The sequence below is a fragment of the Mesorhizobium sp. P3_B5 genome (genome assembly GCF_056402815.1).
This window is the reverse complement of record NZ_JBFUGR010000002.1, coordinates 61,196-82,064: the sequence shown is the minus strand read 5'-3', so window position 1 is coordinate 82,064 and position 20,869 is coordinate 61,196. Positions and strand designations below refer to the sequence as shown.

Sequence of the window (20,869 nt, the reverse complement as noted above, 5' to 3'; positions counted from 1 at the left end):
TGAAGAAGGGCTCGATCACCACCACATTTGGTGGGACAAAAACTTTCGAAAGGATTTTCCCATATGGCCACCGTAAAGGTCGACAAGAGCAACTTCCAGACTGACGTGCTTGACGCCAACGTGCCGGTCGTCGTCGATTTCTGGGCCGAATGGTGCGGCCCTTGCAAGATGATCGCGCCGGCGCTTGAGGACATCGCCACCGAGCTGGGCGCCAAGGTGAAGATCGCCAAGCTCAACATCGACGAGAATCCCGAGCTTGCCGCCCAGTTCGGCGTGCGCTCGATTCCGACGCTGATGATCTTCAAGGGCGGCGAAATGGCCGACATGAAGGTGGGTGCCGCGCCGAAGACCGCGCTGTCGCACTGGATCAACGGCAACCTCGCCTGATCCATCCAGGATTCCGACCATCAAGCCCGGCCCTCGCGCCGGGCTTTTTGTTGGCGTCATCGCTGAGCCGCTCTGGCCCTCGCGCCCGCGCACGCCATGTCCTCTGTTTTGGCAAACAGGAGAGCGACATGACCGGATCCGCCAAAGCCACCGTCTTCATCGACAATGAGCGCGTCATCGTCACCGAGTATCGCTTCGCCCCGGGCGACAACACCGGCTGGCACCGCCACGGCCACGACTATGTCGTGGTGCCGCTGATGGACGGCAAGGTGAAGCTGTTGACCAAGGACGGCGAATCCTTCGCCGAGATGAAGAAGGGCGCGCCCTATTTCCGCAAGGAGGGCGTCGAACACGACGTCGTCAGCGCCAATGAGGGCGAATACGCGTTTATCGAAATCGAGTTGAAGTGATGGCCTGCCGTCAGATGCCATCTTGATGGCAGCTGGTGGAGAGGCTATATCTTTCTCAAAAGGGAGTTTGAGATGGCAGAGCCTCAGCTGTCCGTTCGCAGCGCAAAAGCACGTGATCTTGCTCATCGACTGGCCCGTCGCGAAAACCGCTCAATAGCTGATATCGTCGAACGCGCGCTCGAATCCTATGAGATTCGGGAGGCCGGGCGAGAACCGGCCTCCGCCTTCTACTCCCGCCTGACGGCAAGCATTGGCGTCGACATCGATCTGGAAGAAATCATCCGCGAAAGCCGCAAGATCCATACAGGGCCGGAGCTTTGATTTTCGTCGACACCAATGTGATTTCGGAGACCCTTAGAAAGGCGCCCGACGCAGCCGTGCTGGCTTGGCTGGTCCGCAACGATGCCGAATTGGCACTTCCCACAGTGGCGATTGCCGAAATCGCTTTCGGCATCCAAAAAATACGACCTGATGAGCGCGCCGATCGCCTGGAGCAAGGACTCTCCCAATGGCGCCGTCGCTTTGCTGGCCGCATTTTTGGGCTGACGGAGGAGGCGGCTCTGGCTTATGGCGAGATTATGGGAACCGCCACCCGCCAGGGCCGAGGCATGTCGGCACCCGATGGCATGATTGCAGCGATAGCACGTGTGAATGGTGGTCGACTGGCAACACGCAATCTCAACGACTTCGGCCCGGCCAACCTCGAGCTGATCTCACCCTGGGATTTCTAGAGCCCTGTTCCCTGGTCACCAGTCGGCGATGCGGTCGCCGCCGGCGAATTGCGCACTTTTGGCGGTGTATTCGAACAGCTCGATCTTCACCCCGTTGGGATCGCGGATCCAGGCCTGGAAGGTGTCGTCGCAGGCATGCTTCTTGGCTGTCACGTCGATGCCCTTCGACTTGATATGGGCGATCGCCGCGTCAATGTTTTCCACCTCAAGGCAGAAATGGTTGATCTGGTTGAGCTCGCTGAAGCTCGTGCCGTCCTTCTGGAACACCTCGACATGGCTGCGGCCGCCGCAATCGAGGTAGAAGCCGAAGACCTTGCCGTCGCGCAGGAAATTGAATTTCGTGTCCATGCCCAGCACGTCGCGGTAAAAACTGCGCGTCGCTTCCAGATCATGCGCGAAGATGCAGGCATGGGCGAGCTGCTTGACCTTGATCATCCCCGCTCCTTGCGTTGGCCTTGGTGCTCAGGTCGGCGGCGTGCCGTTTTCGGCCAGCACGGCGCCGACGAAATAAAGCGATCCGCCGATCAGGATGCGCGGCGGCGGTCCGTCCCAGGTGTCGCGCAACAGCATCAGCGCGCTGGCGACGGAACTCACCGGTTCGGCCGTCAGCCCTGCCTCCGTGGCGCGGATCGCCAGTTCGTCATTCGGCACGCCGGCCTCGCTCATGCTCACCGGCACCGTGTAGACATGCCGGACCAGGCCCTTGAAGGCGCTGAAATAGCCGCTCTGGTCCTTGGTGTTGATCATGCCGGCGATCAGGAACAGCGGCCGCGGGTGCCTTTCCTCCTGCTCGGCCAGCGCTTCGGCAACGACGATGCCGGCGCCTGGATTGTGGCCGCCATCGAGCCAGATGTCGGCGCCCTTGGGCGCCAGATCCACCAGCCTGCCTTGCGACAGTTTCTGCATCCGGCCGGGCCAGACAACGCTCGTCATCGCCTTTTCCGCGGCGCGGTGGCTGATCTCGAAACCCGCCGCCTTGACCGCGGCGATCGCCGCCGCCGCATTGGCGAACTGGTGGCGCCCCGGCAGGCGCGGCGGCGGCAGATCCATCAAGCCGTCTTCGTCCTGATAGACCATCCGGCCGTTTTCCTCATAGGCGAGGAAATCCTGGCCATAGACGAAGGACGGACAGTCAAGCCGCTCGGCGGTTTCGATGATGGCCTGCAGCGCCGGCTCGCTTTCCTGGGCGCCGATGACCACCGGACAGCCGCGCTTGATGATGCCGGCCTTTTCGACCGCGATCACCTCGACCCGATCGCCGAGATAGGCCTGATGGTCGAGCGAGACCGGCATGATCACCGAGACGGCCGGTTCGCTGATGACATTGGTGGCGTCAAGGCGGCCACCGAGGCCGACCTCGATGATCGCTACGTCGGCCGGATGTTCGGAAAACAAAAGGAAAGTCACCGCGGTCAAAATCTCGAAGACGGTGATCTTCTCGCCATTATTGGCCTTGGCGACGCGGGCGATGGCATCGGCGAAGACCTTGTCTTCGACCAGCCTGCCGCCGCCATCGGCGGCCAGACGGTAGCGCTCATGCCAGTTCACCAAATGCGGGGAGGTGTGGACATGGACGCGGTAGCCGGAGGCTTCGAGCAACGCACGCGAAAAGGCGGCGCAGGAACCCTTGCCGTTGGTGCCGGCGATGTGGATGACCGGCGGCAATTGGTCCTGTGGATTGCCCAGCCGTTCCAGCAGCCGCGATATGCGGCCGAGCGAAAGGTCGAAGCCCTTCGGGTGAAGCGCCATCAGGCTTTCGATTTCGCGGTCGGCGGCAAGCGTGGTCATGGACGAATCCTAAGCGCGTCGCAAAGCGCGCGCAATCGCGGTTCGCGGCTAACGATGTCGCGTCAGGCTTGCGGACGGGCTTCCGGCGGGATCAGCGCCGGCGGCAGGATTTCCGGCTCCAGCGGCTTTTGCTCTTCCGGCAGCTTGAGCAGCATTTTCAAGAGTCTGGAAATCGTTCCGCGCAATTCCAGCCGCGACACCACCATATCGACCATGCCGTGCTCCATCAGATATTCGGAGCGCTGGAAGCCGTCGGGCAGTTTTTCGCGGATGGTCTGCTCGATGACGCGCGGGCCGGCAAAGCCGATCAGCGCGCCGGGCTCGGCAATGTGCACGTCGCCGAGCATGGCATAGGACGCGGTGACGCCGCCGGTGGTCGGGTTGGTCAGCACGACGATGTAGGGCAGACCGGCTTCCTTCAGCCGGTCGACGCCGACGGTGGTTCTCGGCAATTGCATCAGCGACAGGATGCCTTCCTGCATGCGGGCGCCGCCGGAGGCGGCAAACAGGATCAGCGGCCGCTTGCGCTGCAAGGCGACTTCGAAGCCATGCACGATGGCATCGCCGGCGGCCATGCCGAGCGAACCGCCCATGAAGGCGAAATCCTGCACCGTCACCACCACCGGCAGGCCTTCGACGGAGCCCAGCACGTTGACGATGGCGTCTTCGAGGCCGGTCTTGGCCTTGGCGTCCTTCAATCGGTCGGTGTAGCGCTTCTCATCGCGGAACTTGAGCGGGTCCTGCATGACCTTGGGATTTTCGAGCTGCTCGTATTTGCCGTCATCGAGGAAGAAGCGCAGCCGCTCCTTGGCCGAAATCTTCATGTGATGGCCGGAAGACGGGATGACGAACTGGTTCTGCTCCAGATCCTTGTGGAACACCATCTCGCCGGTCTCCGGATCCTTGATCCAGAGATTCTCGGGCATGTCGGTGCGCCGGCCGAGCATCGAATTGATCTTCGGGCGAACGTAGTTGGTGATCCAGTTCATCGCTTCGGCTCCTGTCCTGACGAAGACGTAGGAAGATTATTCGGCGGCAGCAAGGCGGGCCGAGCGCACGCCTTGCGCCAGGCCGCTGACCAGCGTGGCGACCGCTTCGGCCGGGTCGGCGGTTTTTTCGCCCTTCGGCCCCAGCACGTTGGCGACCGCATTGACGATCGCGGTGCCGACGACGACGCCGTCGGCATTGGCGCCGATGACGCGGGCCTGCTCGGCGGTCTTGACGCCGAAGCCAACGCAGACCGGCAGGTCGGTGTGGCCCTTGATGCGCTTGACCGCCGCCGCAACCTTGCCGGTGTCGGCCAGCGCCGAGCCGGTGATACCGGTCATCGACACGTAGTAGACAAAGCCCGAGGTGTTCTGCAGCACCTTGGGCAGGCGCTTGTCGTCGGTGGTCGGCGTCGCCAGCCGGATGAAATTGATGCCGGCCTTGAGTGCCGGAATGCAGAGTTCCTCGTCCATCTCCGGCGGCAGGTCGACGACGATCAGCCCGTCAATGCCGCTGGCAATCGCGTCCTTCAGGAAACGGTCGACGCCGTAGATGTAGATCGGGTTGTAGTAACCCATCAGCACGATTGGCGTTTCGTTGTCGCCGGCGCGGAAGTCCGCCGCCATTTTCAGCGTCTTGACCAGCGTCTGGCCGCCTTTCAGCGCCCTGAGGCCCGCCGCCTGGATCGCCGGGCCATCGGCCATCGGATCGGAAAACGGCATGCCGAGCTCGATGATGTCGCTGCCGGCGCCGGGCAGCGCCTTCATGATCGACAGCGAGGTGTCGTAGTCCGGGTCGCCACCCATGAAATAGGTGACCAGCGCCGGGCGGCCTTCAGTCTTCAGTTTCGCCATGCGGCGGTCGATGCGGGTCACCATGATCAGATCTCCATGCCCAGCATCGAGGCCACGGTATGCACGTCCTTGTCGCCGCGGCCGGACAGGTTGACGATGACGATCTGGTCCTTGTCCATGGCGGGCACGATCTTCACCGCGTGCGCAATGGCGTGCGCGGATTCCAGCGCCGGAATGATGCCTTCGACCCGCGTCGTCAGCTTGAAAGCCTCCAGCGCCTCGTCGTCGAGGATCGGCACGTATTCGACACGGCCCGAGTCGCGCAGCCAGGAATGCTCTGGGCCGACGCCGGGATAATCGAGTCCGGCCGAGATTGAGTGGCCGTCCATGATCTGACCATCGGCATTCTGTAGCAGATAGGTGCGGTTGCCGTGCAGCACGCCCGGCGCGCCGGCATTCATCGAGGCGCAATGCTCGATGCCGTCGAGGCCGCGGCCGCCAGCTTCGATGCCGATGATGCGGACCTCCTTGTCGTCGAGGAAAGGATGGAACATGCCGATAGCGTTCGAGCCACCGCCGACACAGGCGATGATGGTGTCCGGCAACCGGCCTTCCTGTTCGATGATCTGGGCGCGGGCTTCCGAACCAATGACCGACTGGAAATCGCGCACCAGTTCCGGATAGGGATGCGGCCCGGCGGCGGTGCCGATCAGGTAATAGGTGTCCTCGACATTGGTCACCCAGTCACGCAGCGCCTCGTTCATGGCGTCCTTCAGCGTGCCGTGGCCGGCGGTGACCGGCCGCACCTCGGCGCCCAACAGCTTCATGCGGAAGACGTTGGGGCTTTGGCGGGCGACGTCGGTGGCGCCCATATAGACAACGCATGGAAAGCCGAAACGCGCCGCCACCGTGGCCGACGCCACGCCATGCTGGCCGGCGCCGGTTTCGGCGATGATGCGCTTCTTGCCCATGCGCTTGGCCAAAAGGATCTGGCCAAGGCAGTTGTTGATCTTGTGCGAGCCGGTGTGGTTCAGATCCTCGCGCTTGAAATAGACCTTGGCGCCGCCGAGATGCCTGGTCAGGCCTTCGGCGAAATACAGTTTTGAGGGCCGCCCGGCATAATGGGTCGACAGGTCAGTGAGTTCAGCCCTGAAATCCGGATCGTTCTTGACCTCGTTCCAGTTCCGCTCGAGGTCGAGGATCAGCGGCATCAGCGTCTCGGCGACGAAACGGCCGCCAAAGATGCCGAACATGCCCTGCTCGTCGGGTCCGGTGCGGAAGGAATTTGGTGTCGCCGGCTTGTCCATCGCCGATCTCCTAGTCTGTGGTTTGAAGCACTATCAGGCTGCGCGGTTGTCGCGTGCTGCCCTGACGGCCCGGAAAAACTGTTCGATCAGCGCCGGATCCTTGACGCCCGGCGCGCTTTCCACGCCTGAGGAAATGTCTATTCCGGGCGGGTTGGCAAGCCGAAGGGCGTCACCGATGTTGGCGGCGTTGAGCCCACCGGAAAGCATGTAATCGACGCTGGCGTCAAGGCCGGCCAGAATATGCCAGTCAAAGGCGACGCCATTGCCACCAGGCAATTCCGAACCCTTTGGCGGCTTGGCATCGAACAGGAAGCGGTCGGCAATGCCGATAAGGGGTTTTATCCGTTCGAGATCGGCAGCCTCGCTGACCGACAGCGCCTTCATCACCGGCAGGCCATAGCGCGCCTTCACCTGCGCCACCCGCGCGGGCGTTTCCGAGCCGTGCAGCTGCAGCATGTCGGGATGCATTTTCGCGACGATCTCATCGAGGAACACGTCGCTGGCATCGACGGTGACGGCCACCGCCTGGGCCTTGCCCGTTGCTCCCTGGCGCAAGCGCCCGGCTTCCGCCGGTTCGACATAGCGCGGGCTCTTGGCAAAGAAAATGAAGCCGACATGGCTGGCGCCGCCGGCCAATGCCGCGGCCAGTGCCCCGTCGGTCTTCAACCCGCATATCTTGATGTCGAGCGCCATGGCGCGGGGATTGGCACGAAACGCTAAAAGAGTCGAGAAAAAGCATCCTGTTTGCCGCCGGGGCGGAAAGCGCTACCTTTCCCTGTAGCGATACAGGCGGGAGCAAAACAATGGCAGACGAAACCGCTGATCAACTCAGGCAAAAGATCGCCCAGGCCCGCGAGGTCATCGCGCATCTGATGGACAAGGCCGCCTTCAACGGCGCCGAGGCGCACCGCGCGCTCGACTATTTCGGCGGTGACAAGTTTGAGAAGAATTTCTTGCCGTGGCCGCGCCATGGTGATGAAGGCCTGCGGCCGGAAGATCTCAACGCGGCGAATGACGATTGATCGGACCAGTCGCCGCCACTCCGACCAGGCGCCCTACTCGAACACGATCGCCTGCAGCGCGCCGCCGTTGCGCTTCAGCCAGTCCTTGCAACGGTCGGTGTCGGGGCAGAGTTTTTCACACAATTTCCAGAATTTCGGGCCGTGGTTCATCTCCTTGAGATGCGCCACCTCATGCGCGACGAGGTAGTTTATGACCGGCTGCGGCGCCATCATGATGCGCCACGAGAAGGACAGATTGCCTTCGGACGTGCATGACCCCCAGCGGCTGGACGTGTCCTTGTAACGGATCGCCTTGGCGCGCTTGCCGAGCGCCTCGGTGTGTTTGATCACCAGCTTCTCGATTTCCTTCTTGGCCTCGCGCTTCAAGAAATCGGCGATGCGGCGCGGCAGATGTATCCGGTCGCCATGCACGATCAACAACGGGCCGCGCTCGTCGCGCGACAGGCTGACGGTGCCGCGTTTTGCCGGTTCATGGACGATGCGATGCGGCACGCCGCGTAGCGGTATCTTGATGCCGGGCCGCACCTGCGGCCGGTTTGGCACCTTGGCCAGACGCTGCTCCAGCCAGTCCTGATGGCGATGTAGGAATTTTTCCACCTCGCCGCGGCGCAGGCCCGGCGGCACGGTGATGCGCAGGCCGCGGCCACCAGAATCGATGCGCAGCGTCAGCCGCCGCGCCCGGTCGCTCTCGACGATCTTGAGCGGCAACGAGCGGCCGGCGACGACATGCTCACGCTCTTCAACGGGGGAAGGCGTGGGTTTCGTCAGGTTGCGGAAGAAGCCGAAGGACATAGCGAGACGATACGCGATTCGAGGAAAACGACCAGAACAAAAAAGAAACGGCGCCGCTTGCGCGACGCCGTTTTTGCATGCCGGGCCCTGTCGCTGGGGCTCAGTCGTCGAGCAGGTTCGAACCCTTGCCGCGCTTCGCCGGCTTGCTCGGCTCGGTCGTCGTCGTCGGAGCGGTCGCCTTGTTGCGGTTGGCCATGAAGCGGTCGAACTCGGCCTGGTCCTTGGCGCGGCGCAATTCGCGGGCGTATTCGTCGAACTGGGTCAGCATCTCGTCGAGCTTGTTGCGCTCTTCATTGAGACGCTCGAGTTCCTTTTCGCGCCAGTCGTCGAAAGCGACGTTGCCGGTCCGAGCCGAACCGTGGCCCCAGCGGGCGGCCTTGTCGGAACCGCGGCGGCAGCCGGCGAAGACGCCGTCGGTGGCGCGGTTGACGTCACGCTTGAAGCCGTCGAGCCGGTCGCCCCAGATGATGTAGGCAAGCATGGCGAAGCCGAGCGGCCAGAACACCATGAAACCCACAACCATCAACGCGATGGTCGCCGGCGTCCACGCCGGACGGATCAATGCAGATGTGTTCATTTTCTCCCAATCCTTCAGTTGGAGACAGCCAGATACGGCTGCGTGGATTCGAAATGGGATGGGAAAAACGGCGATTCAAGACAATGCCGGCCAAAACCGGACAAGGCTCTGAAATGATTATCGCTTTTTGAGCATTTCCAGGAAGAGCACGACCAGTCCGGCGATCAGGCCCCAGAAGGCGGCACCGACGCCGAACAGCGTCAGCCCCGACGCGGTGACGACAAAGGTGACGGTGGCGGCCATGCGCTCGCCCTCTTCCTTCAGCGCGATCGACAGCGCGTTGGCGAGCGACGCCATCAGCGCCAGGCCGGCGACCAGCACGATCAGGCTCTGCGGCAGGACGGCGAAGATCGCCACCAGCGAAGCGCCGAACATGGCGAAGACGAGATAGGCAAGCGCGTAGAACGGGCCGGTCTTCCAGCGCTCGGCCGGGTCCGGATGGACGTCCGGCCCGGTGCAGATCGCCGCCGAGATCGCCGCCAGATTGGTGGTCGAGCCGCCAAACGGCGCCGACAGCAGCGAAAACAGGCCGGTGACGCCGATCAGCGGGCCGGGTTCGGGGTGGTAGCCGGCGGCCCTGAGCACGGCGAGGCCGGACAGGTTCTGCGAGGCCATGGTGACGAGGTAGAGCGGCAGTGCCAGGCCGATGATCGCCTTGGCAGTGAAATCGGGCGCAATCAGCGTCAGCGTCGATATCTCCGGTGTCGGCAGGCCGCCGACGCGGCCGGTAAGGAAAGCCGCGAGGCCGCCGCCGATCAGCACTGCCAGCACCGACAGCGCCGGATTGAACAGGCGGATGACGAAGAAGGCCGCGATCAGCGGCAGGATCAGCCATGGATCGACGGGAACGGTCTTGACCGCATTCAGCGCGAAGGTGACGACAATGCCGGCCAGCATGCCCGAGGCAACGGAGGGCGGTATCCTGGATATCAGCTGCGTCAGCGGCCGAAACAGGCCGGTGGCGATCAAAAGGGTGCCGGTGACGATAAAGGCGGCGACGGCCTCACCCATCGAAAAACCGGTCGATGCCGCGATCAGCGCCAGGCCCGGCGTCGACCAGGCGGTGATGACAGGCATTTTCGTGCGCCATGACAGCCACAGGCTCTCGATGGCCATCGCCAGGCAGATGGTGGTGACCCAGCTCGCGGTCTCGACCTGCGTCGCGCCGACCGCCTTGGCCGCGGCAATGACGATGGCCAGCGTGCCGCCGAAACCGACAATCGCCGCGACGAAGGCGGATATGGGAATGGAAATGCGCATTTTCCTACCCTGCCTGCTGGACCATGGCGCCCACGGCTCGCAGCAGCATGTCGAGATCCTGTGGCCGCGACAGGCGGTGGTCGCCCTCGGGAATGAGCGATAGCGTCACGTCGTCGGCCGGCAGCAGGCCGACCAGCTTCAGCGCATGGCTTGTCGGCACATCCGCGTCAGCCAGGCCTTGCAAGATGTGGACAGGGCAATGGGTGTCGATCGGCCCGGTCATTGTCCGGTTGCGGCGGCCGTCCTCGATCAGCGCGCGGGTGTAGATGTAAGGCTCGGCGGAGTAGTCCGACGGCTCCTCGAAGAAGCCCTTTTGCGCGAGGTCGCGCTTCTGTGCCTCGGTCAACGCCGGTTCGACCAGTTCGGCGGTGAAATCCGGCGCCGGCGCCAGCAGCACCAGGCCGGCGACGCGGTCCTCGCCCGCCTTGCGCAATTCCTGCACCGTGCGCAGCGCGATCCAGGCGCCCATCGAGGAACCAACCAGGATCTGCTTGCCTTGCGTGAAATGGCGGAAGACGGCGAGGCTTTGCGCCAGCCATTTCGAGATGGTGCCGTCGGCAAAGGCGCCGCCCGATTCGCCATGGCCGGAATAATCGTGGCGCAGGAAGGCGCGGCCTTCGCGATCCGCCCAATCCGACAGCGTTTGCGCCTTCGTGCCCAACATGTCGGATTTGTAGCCGCCGAGCCAGACGATGCCGGGCTCGGCGCCTGCCCTATGCCTGACGGCGATGGCGGTTCCTTCGACGTCCAGAAAAACCGGGGCGGTGGCGGTCATGGCTTTGTTCCCTCGCGCCGGTCTCTTGGCACGCCGGTCTTTTGGCACAGCCGAGGGCTCAACGAAAAGTGCTTGGCGCGTTTCTTCGCTTGGCGCAGCCGAAGGTGGCGGACGCAGGGTGATTTCCTGTCAGCGCTGTGCTATTGACTCCGCCCGCGCGCTCACCACATTGGCGCGTTCACCGATTTGAACTGAAGAACCCTGAACGAAACGGCTCAAGGAGACCACGACCATTCGCAGACCTTTCAAAGCAGCGGCGCCCACCAAGGATGGCCCGCGCTCCAACCGTGATATCCGGGTTCCCCGGGTCCAGCTCATCGACGCCGAAGGCCAGAACCGAGGCGATGTCTCCATCAACGACGCATTGCTGCTTGCCGAAGAGGCCGGGCTCGATCTGGTCGAGATATCGCCCAATGCGGTACCGCCCGTCGTAAAAATCCTCGATCTCGGCAAGCTGAAATACGCCAACCAGAAGAAGGCGGCCGAGGCGCGCAAGAACCAGAAGGTCATCGAGATCAAGGAGATCAAGATGCGCCCGAACATCGACAGCCATGACTACGAGACCAAGATGAAGGCCGTGCGGCGCTTCTTCGAGGAAGGCGACAAGGTCAAGCTGACCCTTCGCTTCCGTGGCCGCGAGATGGCGCATATGGAACTCGGCATGCAGCTTCTGAACAAGGTCCGCGAGGAAGTGGCGACCATCGCCAAGGTCGAAGCGGAACCGAAGCTCGAAGGCCGCCAGATGATGATGGTGCTGGCGCCGCGCTAGATCACGATAAGTTCAGCGTGATGATGGCGCTCTAAATCCGCCTTGATGATATTCCACGGCGTCCCGGCGATCGGCGGGACGCCTGTTTCTTGTCCAGATGCTGCGATCGCCGGCAAAGCTTTTCGACGATCGGATTCCGACATGGTCAATGAGGTCAAATACGCCACTGGCGACTATCAGCACACGCGCAGGATGGTGCTTGCGGTACTGGTCGTCGTGCTGTTCGCGGCGCTGCTGTTCGGCCAGTCGACGTTTCCGCCGGATACACCGGTGCACGAAACCATCGAGATGTTCGGCGTGCTTTTGATCTTCCTCGGTGTCGTCGGACGCTTGTGGTCGACGCTCTATATAGGCGGGCGCAAATCCTCCGAGGTGGTGACCGGCGGACCCTATTCGATCACCCGAAACCCGCTCTATGTCTTCTCGAGCGTCGCTGCCGCCGGCGTCGGCGCGCAGATCGGCTCGATCACGGGCACGATCGGCTTCGGGTTGCTTTGTGCGGGAGCCTTTCACATCGTCATCCGGCACGAGGAGAAATTCCTCAAGGAGGCGCTTGGTGCGCCATACAAGGCCTATCTGGCAAAAGTGCCGCGCTTCTTCCCTAATTTGTCTCTCTACGAGGAAGGCGATACCGGCAGCTTCAAGCCGCGCCTGCTGTTGACCACGCTGCTGGACGGGCTGGTGTTCCTGGTGGCGCTGCCCGTCTTCGAAACCATCGACGGCGCCCAGCAATCTGGGATACTCCCGGTGCTGTTCCGCATCCCTTAGGCCACGCTCGGGTCCGGACAGAGCGTCGCATCCCCTGAGGTGTTGCGCCCCGGCCCGCTTTGACGTATAGGACCGCCGTTCCAAGAAAACCGCCCGGCAGGGCATGCCGTGGCGGTTTCATTTGCTTTTCGGGCTTTGGTCGGCCTGAAGCGAACAAAAAGCGCGATCGTGCGCACATAAACGGAGTAGCAAAATGCCCAAGATGAAGACCAAGTCGGCCGCCAAGAAGCGGTTCAAGATCACAGGTACGGGTAAAGTCCTGTCGGCTGCGGCCGGCAAGCGTCACGGCATGATCAAGCGTTCCAACAAGTTCATTCGAAATGCCCGCGGCACGATGGTTCTGGCTGAACCGGATGGCAAGAAGGTCATCAAGAATTTTCTGCCGAACGGCCTCTAAGGCATTCGGTCCGGACACGCATTTGTTTTACGCAATTCCGAACGGAAAGCCGCCAGGCACTTGGAATTGCTTTTAAGGAGATCATGACATGGCACGCGTAAAAAGAGGCGTCACCTCGCACGCCAAGCACAAGAAGGTCCTGAAAGCCGCGAAAGGCTTCTACGGCCGCCGCAAGAACACCATCCGCATCGCCAAGCAGGCGGTGGAAAAGTCGATGCAGTACGCGTATCGCGACCGCAAGAACCGCAAGCGCTCGTTCCGCGCGCTGTGGATCCAGCGCATCAACGCCGCGACGCACGAGCATGGCCTGACCTATGGCCGCTTCATCGACGGCCTCAACAAGTCGGGCATCGAGATCGATCGCAAGATCCTGTCGGACATGGCCATCCACGAGCCGCAGGCTTTCGCAGCCCTGGTCGCCAAGGCCAAGGTCGCGCTCGAATATCTGAAGAACACCACGCCGAACGCTTTTGAAAGCGCTGTCGCCTAAGACCAGCGCTTCCCAAGCATTCGCTATTCTGATTTGGGGAACCCGCGCTGGCACGGCTGGCGCGGGTTTTTCTTATGCCTGATGTAACCAAATGGTGACGACGAACCAAAATGGTGTCGGTCGCCCGATCGAGAGAGCTTCGCCGTGAACGCCACTGCTGGAAATCTTGAAGCCCTGGAAGCTTCGCTGCTTGCCGACATAGCGTCGGCCGCGGACGAGGCCGCTATCGAAGCCGTGCGTGTTGCCGCCCTTGGCAAGAAGGGATCGGTTTCCGAAATGCTGAAGACGCTGGGCGCTATGAGCGCCGAGGAGCGCCAGCTGAAGGGGCCGGCGATCAACGGCCTCAAGAACCGCGTCACCGACGCGCTCACCTCGCGCCGGGCCGAACTGAAGGATGTGGCGATCACCGCCCGCCTTGCCGCGGAAAAGGTCGATGTGACGCTGCCGGTGCGGCAATCGCCGGCCGAGCGCGGCCGTATCCACCCGATCAGCCAGGTCATCGACGAGATCGCGGCGATCTTCGGCGATCTCGGCTTTGCCATCGCCGAAGGTCCGGATGTCGAGACCGACTATTACAATTTCACTGCGCTGAATTTCCCCGAGGGACATCCGGCGCGCGAGATGCACGACACCTTCTTCTTCCAGCCGGACGAGAAGGGCGAGCGCAAGCTTTTGCGCACCCACACCTCGCCGGTGCAGATCCGCACCATGGAAACGCAGAAGCCGCCGATCCGCATCGTCATCCCCGGCAAAACCTACCGGCAGGATTCGGACGCCACCCACTCGCCGATGTTCCATCAGGTCGAGGGGCTGGTGATCGACAAGACGGCTAACGTCGCCAACATGAAGTGGGTGCTGGAAGAGTTCTGCAAGGCGTTCTTCGAGGTACCCTCGGTCAAGATGCGCTTCCGGCCGTCCTTCTTCCCGTTCACCGAGCCGAGCCTCGAGGTCGACATCCAGTGCGACCGTTCGCGGCCGGGCGAAGTTCGCTTCGGCGAAGGCTCCGACTGGATGGAAATCCTCGGCTGCGGCATGGTGCACCCCAATGTGCTGAAGGCTGGCGGGCTCGACCCTGACGAGTACCAGGGCTTTGCCTGGGGCATGGGCATCGACCGCATCGCCATGCTGAAATACGGCATGCCGGACCTGCGCGCGTTCTTCGACGCCGATGTGCGCTGGCTGGCGCATTACGGCTTCAGGCCGCTCGACATGCCGACGCTGTTCGGAGGCCTCTCCGCATGACAGCGCCACACACCGGCGGCTGTCGCTGCGGCGCCGTGCGGTTCGAGGCTTCGGCCGAACCGCACCATGTCAGCTATTGCCATTGCGGCGATTGCCGGAGGGCCAGCGGCGCGCCGGTGTCGGCCTTTGTCGGCTTCCTGACCGAGCAGATCGCCTTCACCGGCAAGGCGTTGAAGATGTACGAGAACGGGCCGGTGACGCGCTCGTTCTGCGGCATTTGCGGCTCGCCGATCGCCTATGTCGATGAGCGGCTGGAAGACCACATCTATTTCATGCTCGGCGCCATGGACGCGCCGGCCGATTTCGAGCCGACGCTGCATGCCTATGTCAGCGAGCAGCTTGCCTTTCTGCATTTGCAGGACGACTTGCCGAGACATCCCAAGACCAGCGTGCCCAGACCACACGGAACACAATCATGAAATTCACCCTCTCCTGGCTCAAGGATCACCTCGAGACCGACGCAACGCTCAACGAGATCGTCGAGCGGCTGACCTCGATCGGCCTCGAAGTCGAACATGTCGACGACAAAGCTGGCTTAAAGCCCTTCGTCATCGCCAAAGTGCTGACGGCGGTGCAGCACCCAGATGCCGACCGGCTGCGGGTGTTGACCGTCGACACCGGCGACGGCAAGGCCCCGGTGCAGGTCGTCTGCGGCGCGCCGAACGCCCGCGCGGGCCTGATCGGGGCCTTTGCCGCGCCCGGCACCTATGTCCCCGGCATCGACGTGACGCTGACGGTCGGCAAGATCCGCGGCGTCGAAAGCCATGGCATGATGTGCTCCGAGCGCGAGCTGGAACTGTCCGACGAACACAACGGCATCATCGATCTGCCTGCGGATGCGCCTGTCGGCACCAGCTTTGCCGCCTATGCGCATCTCGACGATCCGCTGATCGAGATCAATCTGACGCCGAACCGGCCCGATGCGACCAGCGTCTACGGCATCGCCCGCGACCTGGCGGCGAGCGGGATGGGCCGCCTCGTCGGTGGCGCCATCATGCCCCATGTCGGCAGCGGCATGTGCCCGGTCAAGGTGACGATCGAGGCGCCGGAGCTCTGCCCCGGCTTCGCGCTCAATCTGGTCAAGGGCGTCAAGAACGGCCCGTCGCCGAAATGGCTGCAGCAGCGGCTGATCGCCATTGGCTTGAGGCCAATCAGCGCGCTGGTCGACATCACCAACTACGTCACCTTCGACCGTGGCCGGCCGCTGCACGTGTTCGACGCCAGCAAGGTCGCGGGCAATCTGGTCGTGCGCCGCGCGCGCGACGGTGAAAAGGTGCAGGCGCTCGACGGTCGTGAATACACGCTGACGCCGGAAATGTGCGTCATAGCCGATGACAATGGCGTCGAATCGATTGCCGGCATCATGGGCGGCGAACATTCCGGTTGCGACGAGAACACCACCGACGTGTTGATCGAATCGGCCCTTTGGGACCCGATCGCCACGGCCCGCACCGGCCGCACGCTCGGCATCATCACGGACGCGCGCTACCGGTTCGAGCGCGGCGTCGACCCTGAATTTATGGTCCCCGGCGTGGAGCTGGCGACCAGGCTGGTGCTTGATTTCTGCGGCGGCACGCCGACGGAGATCGAAGTGGCAGGCTATGCCGGCCACACCCCAAAGATCGTCTCCTTCCCGCTGTCGGAAGTGAAGCGGCTAACCGGCGTCGAGGTGCCCAGGGAAGAAAGCCTCGACATTCTGTCGCGCCTCGGCTTCAAGCCCAAAGGTTCGGGCGATGTCGTCAAAGTCGCCGTGCCGTCCTGGCGGCCGGATGTTGCTGGGAAGGCCGATCTGGTCGAGGAGGTCATGCGCATCCACGGCGTCGACAACATCGTCCCGCAGCCGCTCGGCGCGCATGACGCGGTCAATTCAAAGATCCTGACGACGCTGCAGATCCGCACCCGTGCGGCCAAGCGCGCGCTTGCGGTGCGCGGCATGATGGAGGCCGTGACCTGGTCGTTCATTCCCGCAAAACACGCCGAATTGTTCGGCGGCGGGCAGACGGCGCTGAAGCTTGCCAACCCGATCGCCGCCGACATGTCCGACATGCGGCCGTCGCTGCTGCCGGGCCTGATGGCGGCTGCGCAGCGCAATGCCGACAAGGGCATCGGCGATGTGGCGCTGTTCGAAGTGTCGGGCACCTATGAAGGCGACGGCGCCGACCAGCAGCGGCGAGTCGCCGCCGGCGTGCGGCGCGGAACCGCAAAGCTTGACGGCTCCGGCCGCAATTGGGCCGGCAATTCCCAGAATGTCGGCGTGTTCGACGCCAAGGCCGATGCAATCGCGGCCCTGGAAGCCTGCGGCGCACCGGTCGAGCGGCTGCAGATCGAGGCCGGCGGTCCGGCCTGGTATCATCCCGGCCGTTCCGGCACGATCAAGCTCGGCCCGAAGACGGTGCTCGGCACATTCGGCGAATTCCATCCGAAGACGCTGGAGGGGCTCGATGTCTCCGGACCGCTGTGCGGCTTCGAGGTGTTCGTCGACGCCGTGCCGGAGTCGAAGGCCAAGCCGACGAAGACCAAGCCTAAGCTGGAGCTCTCCGCTTTCCAGGCGGTGAAGCGCGATTTTGCCTTCGTCGTCGACAAGACGGTCGAGGCCGGCACGCTGGTGCGCGCCGCATTGGCCGCCGACAAGAAGCTCATCACCGCCGTCTCGGTCTTCGACGTCTTCGAAGGCGCTTCGCTTGGCGCGGCCAAAAAATCGATCGCTATCGAAGTGTCGATCCAGCCGGTCGAAAAGACGCTGACCGACGAGGATTTCGAGGCGCTGGCCAAGCGCATCGTCGAGAATGTCGGCAAGCAGACGGGCGGCGTGCTGCGCGGCTAGAGTTTCTTTCTTGACGCAATTCCGGACGGAAAACCCCTTTCACACTTTTCCTGGAATTGCTCTGAGACTTGCGAGCAGATGCAGACGCATGAGGCGAAGGGGGCGAGGGCAAGAGAGAACTGGCCGGAGATATCGGTGGTGCCTTGGTAGGAAATGTCGGCGCGAGACACCCCCCTCTGCGCTGCCAGATACGAAAAAGGGGCGCCGAAGCGCCCCTTCCTCTGTTGATCATCGCTCACCCATTCACCAGCGCCAACAGCTCCTCGGTGTAGCGCTTGCCAACCACCTTATCCGGCGACAGCGCATCGCCAATCGCCGCCACCTCAGCCGCGCTCAACTCGATCGCGGCTGCCGCCGTGTTCTGCTCCAGATGGTGGATTTTTCTCGCACCCGGGATCGGCACGATGAAATCGCCCTGGTGCAGCACCCAGGCGAGCGCCAGCTGTGCCGTGGTCACGCCCTTTTGCGCCGCCATCTTCTCCAGCGTGGCGATGACAGCAGCATTGGCGGCCATGGCGTCGGCCTGGAAGCGGGGCAGCGTGCGGCGCCAATCGTCGTCGCTCAAGGCCTCGGGTTTGGCGATGGTGCCGGTCAGCAGGCCACGGCCGAGCGGGCTGTAGGGAACAAAGCCGATCCCGAGTTCGCGGCAGACGGCAAACACCTCGTCCTCCGGATCGCGGCTCCACAGCGAGTATTCGCTCTGCACGGCCGCGATCGGGTGCACGGCATGGGCCCGGCGGATGGTTGCGGCACCGGCCTCCGACAGGCCAAGCGCCCGCACCTTGCCCTCGCGCACCAGCCCGGCCATGGCGCCGACCGTGTCCTCGATCGGCACGTTGGGGTCGACACGGTGCTGGTAGTAGAGGTCGATGACCTCGGTGCCCAGCCGCTTCAGCGACGCCTCGGCCACCGCCTTGACGTGCTCGGGACGGCTGTCGACGCCGGCCATGCGCTGCATGCCGGTGCCCTCTTCCAAAATCCTGAAGCCGAACTTGGTGGCGATGGTTACCTTGTCGCGCACCGGCTTCAGAGCCTTGCCAAGCAGGATTTCGTTCTCGAAGGGGCCATAGACTTCCGCCGTATCGAAGAAATTGACGCCGATGTCGACGGCGCGGCGCAGCGTGGCGATCGCGTCGGCCTCTGCCTGACCGCCATAGGCGAAGCTCATGCCCATGCAGCCGAGGCCGACGGGATAGACCTTCAATTCTGTTCCTAGCTTGCGGGTTTGCATCACGTGTCTCCTTGTTGCGATGCGACAGAGATAGGGCCTTGCCCTATGTTCGATAATCAGCTCTCATTTGCACAGGCTGTTCTAATAGATAGATCAATGAACCGAGCGCATCTTTCCCAATTGGCCGTGCTGGCGACGGTCGCCCAATGTGGGAGCTTTCGCGGCGCCGCCAGGGAATTGGCCATCGCGCCGTCGGCGGTGAGCCATGCGGTGTCCAGCCTGGAGGCACGGCTTGGCGTTAGCCTCCTGGCGCGCAGCACACGCAGCGTCGCGCCGACCGAGGCTGGAGCACAGCTGCTGGAGCGCCTGCGGCCGGCGCTGTCGGAAATCGATCTGGCGCTGGAGACAGCGATCGAGGCACGCGACCGGCCGGCCGGCAACCTTAGGCTGACCGTGCCGCGCACCGCGGCCCACCTGGCGCTGACACCCAGGCTCGGCGCCTTCGCCGCGGCCTACCCCGACATCGTGCTGGAAATCGTCATCGAGGATCGCTTCACCGATGTCGTCGAAGGCGGTTTCGATGGCGGCGTCCGGCTCGGCGAGAGCCTGCAGCGCGACATGATCGCTGTGCGCATAGGGCCCAACCTTCGCGGCGCCGTCGTCGGCGCTCCGTCCTATTTCGCGACCATGCCCAAACCATCGCATCCGCACGATCTGGCCGACCACCGCTGCATCCGCTTCCGCTTCTCCAGCGGCATTCTCTACCGCTGGGAGTTCGAGAAGGACGGCGAGGAGATCGAGTTCGCTGCGCAAGGGCCACTGATCCTCGACGAGGACCATCTGATCGCCCAGGCAGCGGTCGATGGCGCCGGGCTCGCCTTCGTGTTCGAGGATTATGTTCGCGCACCGCTCGCCGACGGCAGGCTCATCCGTGTGATGGAAGACTGGTGCCCGCCCTTCGACGGTTTCTTCGTCTACTATCCGAGCCGCCGCCAGATGCGGCCGGCACTGCGGGCGTTCGTCGATTTCTTCAAGGTGAGAGGGTGAGGACCACCCTCCCACGAGGGGAGAATGGAAGAAACCCGCCCCTACATTCGTTCACCGTCAATGCCTGCACTGATCACCAACAGCACCACCCGCTATGGCTGGGCGGCGATACTCCTTCACTGGCTGATCGCGATAATCTTCATCGGCCAGTTCGGGCTCGGCTTCGTCATGGTACGGCTGACCAGCCAGCGCACCGCCTTCGAGCTGATCCAGTTGCACAAATCTTTCGGCTTTCTGTTGCTTGGCCTGGTTGTCCTGCGCATCGCCTGGCGGCTCGGCAATGCCGCGCCGGTGCTGCCGCGCTCGGTCGGCGCCCTGGAGCGCCGGACAGCGCCGCTGGCGCATCTGGTGCTGTATGCCTTTCAACTGGCTCTACCGTTGTCCGGCTGGGCGCTGGTCTCGGTGTCGATGCTGGAGATCCCCAGCATGCCGTTCAACCTGTTCGTGATGCCGAACCTGCCGCTGGCTGAATCGGATGCGAGCGAAAGCTTCTGGACGTCGGCGCACTGGTATCTCGCCTATGCCGGCATCGGACTTGTCGTCTTGCATCTCGCTGCTGCGCTGCGCCATCATTTCTGGCTGAAGGACGCAGTGCTCACGCGCATGATCACGCCTTCGTCAGATCAGGAATAGAGCGGGCGGCTCATTCGTTTGTTGGGTGAGGACGCGAAAGCGTTGCCTCCAAAAAAGGAATAACTCCATGTATGCGCGCATCATCGGATTCGCGGCGGTCGCCGCTTGCCTTGCCATGCCTGTCTCCGCCGCTGTTGAACTCGGCGAAGCCGCCGGCAGCTACACGATCAACCCGGGCAGTTCCAGCATCCACTTCTCCATCGGCAAGGTCGGTGGCGGGGGGTTGAACGGCGCCTTCGGTCGTTTCAAGGGCTCGATCCGCATCGACAACAGCGATGTCGGGCGCTCCCAGGTCAACTTCACCATCTTTCCCGAAAGCGTCGGCACCGGCCAGGGCCGCATCGACGCCTTCCTGCGCTCCGACGCGGTGTTCGACGCGGCCAACAGTCCGGAAATCCAGTTTCGCTCGACCAGCGTCAAACGCACCAGCGACACCACAGCCCTGGTCACTGGGCGGCTGAAGGCGCGCGGCAAGACGTTTGCGGAAAAGTTCACCGCCGAACTCGGCGGCCTCAAGGCCGGCACGATCAAATTCCACGTCACCGGCAAGGTGCTGCGGTCACGCTACGGCATGGATGTCGGCACACCGATCTATTCGAATGTCGTCGATTTCGACATGACGCTGACGGGAAAACGGAGCTGAGTCTTCAATTGGCTTTTCCATCGATTTCGGGCAAACCTCGTCGCCTGTAATCGAG

The 20,869-nt window shown here is 63.1% G+C and carries 26 protein-coding genes; 15 read left to right on the top strand and 11 right to left on the bottom strand.

The window, feature by feature from the left end; genetic code table 11:
• The first annotated feature begins 63 nt into the window (after positions 1 to 63).
• From trxA to AC1DVW_RS05410, 4 genes are all read left to right on the top strand, one after another.
• A complete protein-coding gene (gene trxA, locus AC1DVW_RS05425) occupies positions 64 to 387 on the top strand; it encodes a thioredoxin (RefSeq protein WP_127380281.1) in 324 nt (107 codons plus the stop codon).
• A 128-nt stretch (positions 388 to 515) separates the two neighbouring features.
• Positions 516 to 797, top strand: a complete 282-nt coding sequence (locus AC1DVW_RS05420) for a cupin domain-containing protein (RefSeq protein ID WP_354461417.1) — start codon at positions 516 to 518, stop codon at positions 795 to 797.
• A gap of 72 nt (positions 798 to 869) precedes the next feature.
• On the top strand, positions 870 to 1,118 hold the full coding sequence (locus AC1DVW_RS05415) for a plasmid stabilization protein (RefSeq protein WP_477321716.1): 249 nt from the start codon (positions 870 to 872) through the stop codon (positions 1,116 to 1,118).
• Positions 1,115 to 1,528 (top strand): PIN domain-containing protein, encoded by a 414-nt coding sequence (locus AC1DVW_RS05410; protein WP_477321714.1) that lies wholly within the window; start codon positions 1,115 to 1,117, stop codon positions 1,526 to 1,528. The genes AC1DVW_RS05415 and AC1DVW_RS05410 overlap by 4 nt, the downstream gene beginning before the upstream one ends.
• Positions 1,529 to 1,543: 15 nt before the next feature.
• On the opposite strand, the gene AC1DVW_RS05405 is transcribed toward AC1DVW_RS05410, so the two are convergent.
• From AC1DVW_RS05405 to AC1DVW_RS05380, 6 genes are all read right to left on the bottom strand, one after another.
• Positions 1,544 to 1,963 (bottom strand): VOC family protein, encoded by a 420-nt coding sequence (locus tag AC1DVW_RS05405; RefSeq protein ID WP_477321712.1) that lies wholly within the window; start codon positions 1,961 to 1,963, stop codon positions 1,544 to 1,546.
• 27 nt (positions 1,964 to 1,990) lie between these two features.
• The gene (locus AC1DVW_RS05400; protein WP_477321710.1) at positions 1,991 to 3,316 is read right to left on the bottom strand and encodes a bifunctional folylpolyglutamate synthase/dihydrofolate synthase; all 1,326 of its coding nucleotides are present in this window, start codon (positions 3,314 to 3,316) and stop codon (positions 1,991 to 1,993) included.
• A 62-nt stretch (positions 3,317 to 3,378) separates the two neighbouring features.
• Positions 3,379 to 4,305, bottom strand: coding sequence for an acetyl-CoA carboxylase, carboxyltransferase subunit beta (gene accD, locus AC1DVW_RS05395; protein ID WP_477321708.1), 927 nt, complete (start codon positions 4,303 to 4,305; stop codon positions 3,379 to 3,381).
• Positions 4,306 to 4,341: 36 nt separating this feature from the next.
• Positions 4,342 to 5,181: a tryptophan synthase subunit alpha gene (gene trpA / locus AC1DVW_RS05390; RefSeq protein ID WP_183446090.1), complete on the bottom strand. Its 840-nt coding sequence runs from the start codon at positions 5,179 to 5,181 to the stop codon at positions 4,342 to 4,344.
• 2 nt (positions 5,182 to 5,183) lie between these two features.
• Positions 5,184 to 6,404: a tryptophan synthase subunit beta gene (gene trpB / locus AC1DVW_RS05385; RefSeq protein WP_477321706.1), complete on the bottom strand. Its 1,221-nt coding sequence runs from the start codon at positions 6,402 to 6,404 to the stop codon at positions 5,184 to 5,186.
• Between the two features lie 33 nt (positions 6,405 to 6,437).
• Complete coding sequence (locus AC1DVW_RS05380; RefSeq protein ID WP_477321704.1) at positions 6,438 to 7,097, bottom strand: phosphoribosylanthranilate isomerase; 660 nt, start codon at positions 7,095 to 7,097, stop codon at positions 6,438 to 6,440.
• Between the two features lie 110 nt (positions 7,098 to 7,207).
• On the opposite strand from AC1DVW_RS05380, the gene AC1DVW_RS05375 reads away from it, so the two are divergent.
• On the top strand, positions 7,208 to 7,426 hold the full coding sequence (locus AC1DVW_RS05375) for a hypothetical protein (RefSeq protein ID WP_477321703.1): 219 nt from the start codon (positions 7,208 to 7,210) through the stop codon (positions 7,424 to 7,426).
• Positions 7,427 to 7,459: 33 nt separating this feature from the next.
• Here AC1DVW_RS05375 and AC1DVW_RS05370 read toward each other — a convergent pair whose 3' ends face one another.
• From AC1DVW_RS05370 to AC1DVW_RS05355, 4 genes are all read right to left on the bottom strand, one after another.
• Positions 7,460 to 8,218 carry a M48 family metallopeptidase gene (locus AC1DVW_RS05370; protein WP_477274209.1) on the bottom strand — a complete coding sequence of 253 codons (759 nt, stop codon included), beginning with the start codon at positions 8,216 to 8,218 and terminating at the stop codon, positions 7,460 to 7,462.
• A gap of 100 nt (positions 8,219 to 8,318) precedes the next feature.
• Complete coding sequence (locus tag AC1DVW_RS05365) at positions 8,319 to 8,795, bottom strand: DUF2852 domain-containing protein (RefSeq protein WP_477321701.1); 477 nt, start codon at positions 8,793 to 8,795, stop codon at positions 8,319 to 8,321.
• A gap of 117 nt (positions 8,796 to 8,912) precedes the next feature.
• Positions 8,913 to 10,055, bottom strand: coding sequence for a benzoate/H(+) symporter BenE family transporter (locus AC1DVW_RS05360; protein WP_477321699.1), 1,143 nt, complete (start codon positions 10,053 to 10,055; stop codon positions 8,913 to 8,915).
• Positions 10,056 to 10,059: 4 nt separating this feature from the next.
• On the bottom strand, positions 10,060 to 10,830 hold the full coding sequence (locus AC1DVW_RS05355; RefSeq protein ID WP_477321697.1) for an alpha/beta hydrolase: 771 nt from the start codon (positions 10,828 to 10,830) through the stop codon (positions 10,060 to 10,062).
• A 232-nt stretch (positions 10,831 to 11,062) separates the two neighbouring features.
• Between AC1DVW_RS05355 and infC the strand changes: the two genes are divergently transcribed.
• The 7 genes from infC (at position 11,063) to pheT (ending at position 17,320) form a co-directional block, all read left to right on the top strand.
• Complete coding sequence (infC, locus tag AC1DVW_RS05350; protein ID WP_010912915.1) at positions 11,063 to 11,599, top strand: translation initiation factor IF-3; 537 nt, start codon at positions 11,063 to 11,065, stop codon at positions 11,597 to 11,599.
• 141 nt (positions 11,600 to 11,740) lie between these two features.
• Positions 11,741 to 12,367: a methyltransferase family protein gene (locus AC1DVW_RS05345; protein WP_477321695.1), complete on the top strand. Its 627-nt coding sequence runs from the start codon at positions 11,741 to 11,743 to the stop codon at positions 12,365 to 12,367.
• A gap of 193 nt (positions 12,368 to 12,560) precedes the next feature.
• The gene (rpmI, locus tag AC1DVW_RS05340) at positions 12,561 to 12,764 is read left to right on the top strand and encodes a 50S ribosomal protein L35 (RefSeq protein ID WP_006201248.1); all 204 of its coding nucleotides are present in this window, start codon (positions 12,561 to 12,563) and stop codon (positions 12,762 to 12,764) included.
• Between the two features lie 88 nt (positions 12,765 to 12,852).
• Complete coding sequence (gene rplT, locus AC1DVW_RS05335) at positions 12,853 to 13,254, top strand: 50S ribosomal protein L20 (protein WP_023672281.1); 402 nt, start codon at positions 12,853 to 12,855, stop codon at positions 13,252 to 13,254.
• A gap of 144 nt (positions 13,255 to 13,398) precedes the next feature.
• On the top strand, positions 13,399 to 14,496 hold the full coding sequence (gene pheS, locus AC1DVW_RS05330; protein WP_477321693.1) for a phenylalanine--tRNA ligase subunit alpha: 1,098 nt from the start codon (positions 13,399 to 13,401) through the stop codon (positions 14,494 to 14,496).
• Positions 14,493 to 14,915, top strand: a complete 423-nt coding sequence (locus AC1DVW_RS05325; protein WP_477321691.1) for a GFA family protein — start codon at positions 14,493 to 14,495, stop codon at positions 14,913 to 14,915. The genes pheS and AC1DVW_RS05325 overlap by 4 nt, the downstream gene beginning before the upstream one ends.
• The gene (gene pheT / locus AC1DVW_RS05320) at positions 14,912 to 17,320 is read left to right on the top strand and encodes a phenylalanine--tRNA ligase subunit beta (protein WP_477321689.1); all 2,409 of its coding nucleotides are present in this window, start codon (positions 14,912 to 14,914) and stop codon (positions 17,318 to 17,320) included. The genes AC1DVW_RS05325 and pheT overlap by 4 nt, the downstream gene beginning before the upstream one ends.
• A 235-nt stretch (positions 17,321 to 17,555) precedes the next feature.
• On the opposite strand, the gene AC1DVW_RS05315 is transcribed toward pheT, so the two are convergent.
• Positions 17,556 to 18,551 carry an aldo/keto reductase gene (locus tag AC1DVW_RS05315; protein WP_477321687.1) on the bottom strand — a complete coding sequence of 332 codons (996 nt, stop codon included), beginning with the start codon at positions 18,549 to 18,551 and terminating at the stop codon, positions 17,556 to 17,558.
• A gap of 96 nt (positions 18,552 to 18,647) precedes the next feature.
• On the opposite strand from AC1DVW_RS05315, the gene AC1DVW_RS05310 reads away from it, so the two are divergent.
• From AC1DVW_RS05310 to AC1DVW_RS05300, 3 genes are all read left to right on the top strand, one after another.
• On the top strand, positions 18,648 to 19,538 hold the full coding sequence (locus AC1DVW_RS05310) for a LysR family transcriptional regulator (protein WP_477321685.1): 891 nt from the start codon (positions 18,648 to 18,650) through the stop codon (positions 19,536 to 19,538).
• Between the two features lie 60 nt (positions 19,539 to 19,598).
• Positions 19,599 to 20,171 (top strand): cytochrome b, encoded by a 573-nt coding sequence (locus tag AC1DVW_RS05305; protein WP_477322622.1) that lies wholly within the window; start codon positions 19,599 to 19,601, stop codon positions 20,169 to 20,171.
• 67 nt (positions 20,172 to 20,238) lie between these two features.
• Positions 20,239 to 20,814, top strand: a complete 576-nt coding sequence (locus AC1DVW_RS05300) for a YceI family protein (RefSeq protein WP_477274189.1) — start codon at positions 20,239 to 20,241, stop codon at positions 20,812 to 20,814.
• Positions 20,815 to 20,869 lie beyond the last annotated feature (55 nt).

Coding starts and splice junctions, on each gene's coding strand:
- trxA (WP_127380281.1), top strand. CDS start 64: ATGGCCACCGTAAAGGTCGACAAGAGCAACTTCCAGACTGACGTGCTT.
- AC1DVW_RS05420 (WP_354461417.1), top strand. CDS start 516: ATGACCGGATCCGCCAAAGCCACCGTCTTCATCGACAATGAGCGCGTC.
- AC1DVW_RS05415 (WP_477321716.1), top strand. CDS start 870: ATGGCAGAGCCTCAGCTGTCCGTTCGCAGCGCAAAAGCACGTGATCTT.
- AC1DVW_RS05405 (WP_477321712.1), bottom strand. CDS start 1,963: ATGATCAAGGTCAAGCAGCTCGCCCATGCCTGCATCTTCGCGCATGAT.
- AC1DVW_RS05400 (WP_477321710.1), bottom strand. CDS start 3,316: ATGACCACGCTTGCCGCCGACCGCGAAATCGAAAGCCTGATGGCGCTT.
- accD (WP_477321708.1), bottom strand. CDS start 4,305: ATGAACTGGATCACCAACTACGTTCGCCCGAAGATCAATTCGATGCTC.
- trpA (WP_183446090.1), bottom strand. CDS start 5,181: ATGGTGACCCGCATCGACCGCCGCATGGCGAAACTGAAGACTGAAGGC.
- trpB (WP_477321706.1), bottom strand. CDS start 6,404: ATGGACAAGCCGGCGACACCAAATTCCTTCCGCACCGGACCCGACGAG.
- AC1DVW_RS05380 (WP_477321704.1), bottom strand. CDS start 7,097: ATGGCGCTCGACATCAAGATATGCGGGTTGAAGACCGACGGGGCACTG.
- AC1DVW_RS05375 (WP_477321703.1), top strand. CDS start 7,208: ATGGCAGACGAAACCGCTGATCAACTCAGGCAAAAGATCGCCCAGGCC.
- AC1DVW_RS05370 (WP_477274209.1), bottom strand. CDS start 8,218: ATGTCCTTCGGCTTCTTCCGCAACCTGACGAAACCCACGCCTTCCCCC.
- AC1DVW_RS05365 (WP_477321701.1), bottom strand. CDS start 8,795: ATGAACACATCTGCATTGATCCGTCCGGCGTGGACGCCGGCGACCATC.
- AC1DVW_RS05360 (WP_477321699.1), bottom strand. CDS start 10,055: ATGCGCATTTCCATTCCCATATCCGCCTTCGTCGCGGCGATTGTCGGT.
- AC1DVW_RS05355 (WP_477321697.1), bottom strand. CDS start 10,830: ATGACCGCCACCGCCCCGGTTTTTCTGGACGTCGAAGGAACCGCCATC.
- AC1DVW_RS05345 (WP_477321695.1), top strand. CDS start 11,741: ATGGTCAATGAGGTCAAATACGCCACTGGCGACTATCAGCACACGCGC.
- rpmI (WP_006201248.1), top strand. CDS start 12,561: ATGCCCAAGATGAAGACCAAGTCGGCCGCCAAGAAGCGGTTCAAGATC.
- rplT (WP_023672281.1), top strand. CDS start 12,853: ATGGCACGCGTAAAAAGAGGCGTCACCTCGCACGCCAAGCACAAGAAG.
- AC1DVW_RS05325 (WP_477321691.1), top strand. CDS start 14,493: ATGACAGCGCCACACACCGGCGGCTGTCGCTGCGGCGCCGTGCGGTTC.
- pheT (WP_477321689.1), top strand. CDS start 14,912: ATGAAATTCACCCTCTCCTGGCTCAAGGATCACCTCGAGACCGACGCA.
- AC1DVW_RS05315 (WP_477321687.1), bottom strand. CDS start 18,551: ATGCAAACCCGCAAGCTAGGAACAGAATTGAAGGTCTATCCCGTCGGC.
- AC1DVW_RS05310 (WP_477321685.1), top strand. CDS start 18,648: ATGAACCGAGCGCATCTTTCCCAATTGGCCGTGCTGGCGACGGTCGCC.
- AC1DVW_RS05305 (WP_477322622.1), top strand. CDS start 19,599: ATGCCTGCACTGATCACCAACAGCACCACCCGCTATGGCTGGGCGGCG.
- AC1DVW_RS05300 (WP_477274189.1), top strand. CDS start 20,239: ATGTATGCGCGCATCATCGGATTCGCGGCGGTCGCCGCTTGCCTTGCC.